This is a genomic window from Trinickia dinghuensis, assembly GCF_003367175.1.
GTDB classification, from domain to species: domain Bacteria; phylum Pseudomonadota; class Gammaproteobacteria; order Burkholderiales; family Burkholderiaceae; genus Trinickia; species Trinickia dinghuensis.
In genome coordinates this window covers 493,893-500,376 of record NZ_QRGA01000007.1, presented here as the reverse complement: position 1 = coordinate 500,376, position 6,484 = coordinate 493,893, and the positions used below count along the sequence as shown (strand labels likewise).

The window sequence follows — 6,484 nt, the reverse complement described above, 5'->3', positions numbered from 1 at the left end:
GCGCAGGTGCTCGCCCTTGTGCAGGCGTGCGTTGTACAGGCTCCACAGTTCCGGGCGCTGGGCCTTCGGATCCCATTGGCCGAACTCGTCGCGGAACGAGAAGATGCGCTCCTTGGCGCGGGCCTTCTCTTCGTCGCGGCGCGCACCGCCGATCAGCGCCGTGTAGCCGTGCGCCTCGATCGTCTCGAGCAGCGTCACCGCTTGCGCCGCGTTGCGCGAATCGGTCTCGCGGCGCAGGCGCACCGTGCCGCGCTTGATCGAATCCTCGACGTGGCCCACGACCAGCTGCGCGCCGATCTGCTCGGCGCGGCGATCGCGGAAATCGATCACCTCGGAATAGTTGTGGCCCGTGTCGATATGCACGAGGGGGAACGGCAGCGACGTGGCGCGCTTGGCGCCCAGGCCGAATGCCTTCAGCGCCAGATGCAGCACCACGACCGAATCCTTGCCGCCCGAGAACAGCAGCGCCGGCTTACTGCACTCGGCCACGAGCTCGCGCAGGATGTGGATCGATTCGGCCTCGAGCCAGTCGAGGTGGTCCATGCGCGAAGCGGTTATCGGTGCGACATCCGCTTCGGCGGATTCAAGAAGGGTACACATGATTGATCTCTTCGATGTTCGGTAATGCGCTTTCGATAAAGGGGCGTTGAAACGAGCGTGGATAGGTATGTCGGGCAATTCGGGGCGGCTAGACGATGCTTCGATAGGCGATGTAAGCGGCAATGACGAGCAGCAAGGTCGCGAAGACGCGTTTGAGCGCGGTGCCTTTGACGGCCATGGCTTTGGCGGCGCGCATTCCGGCGTTACCGCCCACGACACCGCCGGCCACGAGCGCCAGCGCCAGCGGCAGGCTCACCTTGCCGGCCGCCGCGTAGTTGGCTGCCGTCGTCGCGCCGAACACGACGACCGACAGGAGCGAGGTCGCCACCGCTTCGAGCATCGGCACGCGTGCAATGAAGTGCAGCGCCGGCACCGACAGGAATCCGCCGCTGATGCCGAAGAAGCCGGCCACGCCGCCGACGGCGGCGCCCGCCCCTGCTGTCGCAAAGCCTCGGCCCGGGGCGACCTGGGCATGGATGAGCGCCGGCTCTTGTGCCGCTTGCGCGCCGGCCAGCATCAGCAAGCCGACCACTGCCACGATCGCCGCGAGGATCAGCATCACGGCGCCGCCGTCGACATGCAGGGACCAGCGCGAGCCGGCGAACGCGCCGCCCACGCCCGCGCAAGCGAAGACGACGCTCGTGCGCCAACGCACGAGGCCCGCTCTCGCATACGAGATGAGGTTCACAAGCGCAGTCGCCGCGATGGCGGCGGCCGTCGTCCCGATGGCGACATGGGGGTCGTCGACCTTGACGACATAGAGCAGCAGCGGCACCGACAGCATGCCGGCGCCGCCGCCGACGAGCCCGAGCGCAAAACCGATCGACAGGCCCGATAAAGACGCGAGCACGAGCTGCGTCTGCAATGTCAATGCAATTGACATGATGCTGGTTTCTCTCAGGTTGCACGGCCTTCCGTCATCTAGCATGCGCATGCGTTGCGCGCAGCGGCCGACGCGGTTGGTCTCGTTGCTTGGTTGTTTGGCTTGCTTGGGAAGCTTGATTGCCTTCGATCGCCTTCGATCGCTTTCGAATGCTTTTTATCGAGCCGTGAGCGGTCAATCCGTCACTTCGAATGCTTCCGTCAACTCATCGAGCTTGACGATTTCGGGCGGCGCACCGTTGCCACGCGCCGCGCGCGCATTCGCGCATTGCTCCATGCGCGCGCGCACCGAGGCCAAATATTCGGAGCGGTGGCGCCGCAGCGCGAAGTCGCGGAAATTGCTGTGCTCGAGCCCTTGCCAGGCCTGCGTTCGCCCCAGATCGGAAGCGCCGCGCGCCGTATCGAACGCCGATTGCGCGATCGGCGCCGACGCTTCGCTCAACCGCTCGTAGCCGTATCGCCGCATGTAGTCGTTCGTCAGCGTTTCGATCAACGCGATCTCGTCCATCGACAGCACTTTCTTGTACTTGTCGGCATTGGCCGTGATCGGCGCAAAGCAATTCGACGACCAGAGCGCGGACATGCGCGAGAACTGCTTGGCTTCCTCCGAACGGGAAACGTCGAGCATGCACGGCATGAACTCGATGCCGAAGAACGCGCAGATCTCTTGGAGCACGGCCTCTTCATCGGCGAGGAAATCCTCGTAGCGGATCGTGAGCGTGCGGTCCGGATACTCGGCAAGGACCGCATCGGCCGCCCGATGCGCCTCGAGCCAGGTATGCGTGTTCAGCAGCGTGTCGAAGTCGTGAATGATCGCCTTGTTCATCGACGCGATCTGCGCGCGCGGATCGCGCACGACGTTCAGAAACAGCATGTCGGGGAAAAGCCGCATCAGTTCGTCGGCGTAATGGACGCTGTCGAGCGACTTGTCCATCACGACGCGGGCCCCGCGCTGTTCGCCGGCGCGCAGCAACAGCTCCCAGACGACGCGATGCACGCTGCGCGGCTCGTGGCGAATCGCTTCGAAGACGTCGACGGGGTCGAAAACGATCCCGGGCCACTTCACCATGCTCGCTGCCTGCAGCCCGATCACGTCGCTGACCAGACGGAAATACGCGCGATCGTCTTCGAGATTTCCGTACAGCGGCACGATCGGCATGAAATCGACGACGTGCAGCGGATAAGGCGAATAGAAATCGGGATTGAAATTCAATCGCAGCCGCAGCGCGTGACTGCCGCAGCGGCGCAGGGGAATCATCAATACAGGGCGTGGCCGCTTATCGGCCAAAACGGGATTTTGCTTCGTATTCATCGTTCGTACTCTTGTGCTCTTGTACTCTTGCTTCTTGCTTCGGACTATTGAGTGACTACTTCGAATTGCCCGCGCACCGCACGCGCTCGGCGTGCGCGGGCGCGATCTTGAAATAGGTGGAAAATGCATCGACGAACCGGTCGAGGTCCGCGGCCGGCAGCGCGTTGACGCCGGCGGCGCCGCGCCGGCCGCCGCCGCCGTCGAAGCGCTCGCAAAGAACGTTGGCCGGACAGGCATCGGGCTTGGCGGAACGGACGCTGACGCAATGCGATCCATCCCCGCGTTCGCTTAGGACTGCGAACGATTTTTCGCGGCACTCGGCAGCCAGCCGGTTGGCGAACGTGCCTGAAATGCGCCGGGCCCACGGCTCGTCCGGCAGCACATAAACGGCGCCGTCGTCGCATGTGCGATAGGGCGCCAGCGCGTCGACACGAGCGAGGTCCTCTCGATACCCCTCGTCGAGTTGCCTGTAGCAAGGCGATATCGCGACGAACTCGAGCGGATCGACGAACTCATGCAGCGTTCGATAAAGCATATCGGGCCGGATATGCAGATCGTCGATCGTCTCGCCATACGCGTTGTAGTTCAGCAATTGCCCGAGCGTGCGCAGCCAGGCGACCTCGCGCTCGGCCAGACCCTGCACCATGGCAAGCCTGTGGGCGGTCGCATCGAGGTTGTCGCCGAATGCGCCGACGATCGCCCATGGCCGATAGCGTCCCCCGAGGGTGCGATCGACGATGACGCTCGTGCAGACATCGGGCGAGTCGTCCCATTCGAGTTGCAGCCGCGGGTGCAGAAACATGCGGCGTGCGCTGTGATGGTCGAAGTAGGCTACGTGCGCGCCGGCGTCGAGCAAGCGCGCGAGCGGATCGATGTTCGCATCGAGCGAAACGTCGAGCACCGTGACGTCGACGCCCGCTTCGCACGGCACGCGGGACAACAGCGCGACGTCGCGCTTGACGCCCGTGACCCAGTGCGCCTCCCTCGGCCGAGCCAGGCGCAGTTGATGCAGCGCGCAGAGTCCGTCGGCATCGCCGTTGAACACGTCGTAAGCGCCGGGTGCGCTCGATTTTGGGGCTTCAGCTGACACGGCCGTCTCCCTTTACCGAATCGTGACTCGTCAAGTAGGCATAGAGCAGCGCCGCGGCGCCGCCGTGTTTCATATCCGAAGTGTCGACGGCCAAAGCCGGCGCGAGCGGCGGCTCGTAGGGCGCGCTCACGCCCGTGAAGTCCGTCAGCTCGCCGCGCCGCGCCTTCCGATAGAGCCCCTTCGGGTCGCGCGATTCGCAAACCTGCAGCGACGTGCTGACGTACACCTCCGCGAACCGCGCCTCGCCGATGATCGCGCGCGCCACGGCTCGATCGTCGCGAAACGGCGAGACGAGGGACGTAATGACCACGAGACCGACCTCGTTCATCATGCGCGCGACTTCCGCCGTGCGGCGAATGTTTTCGCGCCGGTCGCCTTCGGAAAAGCCGAGATCTCGGCTCAAGCCGCATCGAAGGTTATCGCCGTCGAGCACGACACAGGGACGCATCTCGCGCCGCAGACGTTGCTCCAATTCAAAGGCGATCGTCGATTTACCCGCGCCGCTCAAGCCCGTCAGCCAAAACGTCAGCGGCGGCCGTCCGAATTGCAGCGCGCGCGCGTCGTCGGACATCGCGCCGATGTGCCGGAAGATGTTGGCACCCGCCTCGGGAGCGTGCACGTACCGGGCACGTTCTCCCTGCGCGTTCAACACGGGCGCACCGTGCTGCGTGCCGCAAACCGGCCCTTGATCGTCCATGGGATACACCTGCTTTTTGCTAGGTTCATCGACCACTGTAGCCGTCGTGCATCTTTTATACAGACGGTTCTACTTTGAAGCGCGTGGCGACTTTCAGTAACTGCGAATCGACGCTGCACCGGCAAACATTCGATTGAAACGTTTGCGTCGCAGGCCGATTCGATCGCTCGGGAATCAGGCCGCCTCATACGCCAGCATAGGGCTGGCCGCCGTTCTGGCAACGCGGCGCGATACCGGGCGCTCGTGCGCCGTCGCGCCGCTTTGCCCCCCCTCGCGCAGCTTGAACACGCTGACGGCCTCGACGAGCGCGCCGGCCTGCTCGCGCATCGATTCCGCGGCGGCCGCCGCTTCCTCGACGAGCGCGGCGTTTTGTTGCGTCACTTGATCCATTTGCGTAAGCGCCAGGTTGATCTGTTCGATGCCCGTCGCCTGCTCTTCGCTCGCACTCATGATCTCGCCCATGATCAGCGTCACGCGCTTGACGCCGTCGAGCACCTCCTTCATCGTCGTGCCCGCCTCGTCCACCAAGCGGTTGCCCACTTCGACTTGTTCGACCGAGCCGCCGATCAACGCCTTGATCTCCTTGGCGGCCGTGGCCGAGCGCTGGGCGAGGCTGCGCACCTCGGACGCAACGACCGCGAAGCCGCGGCCTTGCTCGCCGGCGCGCGCCGCCTCGACGGCCGCGTTCAACGCGAGAATGTTCGTCTGGAAGGCGATGCCGTCGATCACGGCGATGATCTCGACGATCTTCTGCGACGCCTGGTTGATCGCCCCCATCGTCTGCACGACTTCGGAGACGACGCTGCCGGCCCGCTCCGACACGTGCGACGCCGCCGTGGCGAGTTCGTTCGCTTGCCGTGCGTGTTCGGAGTTGCGCTTGACCGTCGCGGTCAGCTCTTCCATGGACGCGGCCGTCTGCTCGAGCGAGGCGGCCTGCTCTTCGGTACGCGACGAGAGATCGAGGTTGCCGCTCGCGATCTGGCCCGCGGCGGAGGCAATCGCTCCCGTGCTGACGTGCACCTGGCTCACGATGCCGACGAGGCTCGTGCGCATCGTCTTCATCGAATGCATGAGGCTCGTGCTGTCACCGGGTTTGACATAGACGTCGTTCGTCAAGTCGCCCGTCGCGACGCGATCGGCGGCGTCGGCCGCGTCGGCGGGCTCGCCGCCGAGCTGCTGGATGACGCCCCGCGTGATCAGCAAAGCCGACACGACGCTGACGAGAAGCGCGGCGAGCGCAAGCCCGACGATGCCCAGGCGGCTCGACGCATACGATGCCTTGGCGTCGGCGGTCAGCTCGTCGTTCTGCTTGTGCTCGAGATCGCGCAGTTGGCGCACGTCGTGCCACCACTTCGCCTGGATCGGACGCAAGTCGAAACGCAGCAGGTGATAAGCCGCATCTCGCTGGCCCGACAGCGCGAGCGTTCTTGCCTTCTGCATGAGCGGCAACGCCAACTCGCCCTGTCGACCGATCTGCTGCAGCAGATCGGTCTCTTCCGAAGTCGTACCCGGCAGGGCGAACATCTTGGCGAGCTTGTCGCGGCTCTCGTCGTAGGCCGCCGTTTCCGCGTCGAAGCGGCCGGTCTCGATCTGAAGTTGGTCTTGCTGGTCCGCCTGCAGCAGGACCAGATTGCGCAACGCGAGGGCTCGATTGGAGATGCTTTCGTCGAGGCGATTGGCCAAACTGGCCTCGACCGCGTTCACGTCGGTGATGTCGATCATCGACGATTCGAGTTCGGACATGCGCAACAGCGCGAACGCCGTGACCAGAACGAGCAGGATCGAAACCAGCGCAAATCCAATTCCAAGGCGGCTCGCCACCTTCATATGGGCAAAGTTCATTGTCTTCACTACCTTTGATAAAAGGACGTCTCTCGCCGTCCACCGGTACTAACCCCATGAG

Annotated in this window: 6 protein-coding genes; all 6 read right to left on the bottom strand. The window is 64.4% G+C overall.

From position 1 onward, the window contains the following. On the bottom strand, positions 1-600 hold a 600-nt coding region (gene cysD, locus DWV00_RS14705), incomplete at its 3' end, for a sulfate adenylyltransferase subunit CysD (protein ID WP_115534343.1). Positions 601-688: 88 nt separating this feature from the next. Next, positions 689-1,483 (bottom strand): sulfite exporter TauE/SafE family protein, encoded by a 795-nt coding sequence (locus tag DWV00_RS14700; RefSeq protein ID WP_115534342.1) that lies wholly within the window; start codon positions 1,481-1,483, stop codon positions 689-691. A 174-nt stretch (positions 1,484-1,657) separates the two neighbouring features. Continuing rightward, positions 1,658-2,794 carry a sulfotransferase family protein gene (locus DWV00_RS14695; protein WP_115534292.1) on the bottom strand — a complete coding sequence of 379 codons (1,137 nt, stop codon included), beginning with the start codon at positions 2,792-2,794 and terminating at the stop codon, positions 1,658-1,660. Between the two features lie 55 nt (positions 2,795-2,849). Next, complete coding sequence (locus tag DWV00_RS14690) at positions 2,850-3,884, bottom strand: DHHA1 domain-containing protein (RefSeq protein WP_115534291.1); 1,035 nt, start codon at positions 3,882-3,884, stop codon at positions 2,850-2,852. Beyond that, positions 3,874-4,581, bottom strand: a complete 708-nt coding sequence (gene cysC, locus DWV00_RS14685; protein ID WP_115534290.1) for an adenylyl-sulfate kinase — start codon at positions 4,579-4,581, stop codon at positions 3,874-3,876. The genes DWV00_RS14690 and cysC overlap by 11 nt, the downstream gene beginning before the upstream one ends. Before the next feature lie 174 nt (positions 4,582-4,755). Next, positions 4,756-6,423 (bottom strand): methyl-accepting chemotaxis protein, encoded by a 1,668-nt coding sequence (locus tag DWV00_RS14680; RefSeq protein WP_115534289.1) that lies wholly within the window; start codon positions 6,421-6,423, stop codon positions 4,756-4,758. Positions 6,424-6,484 lie beyond the last annotated feature (61 nt).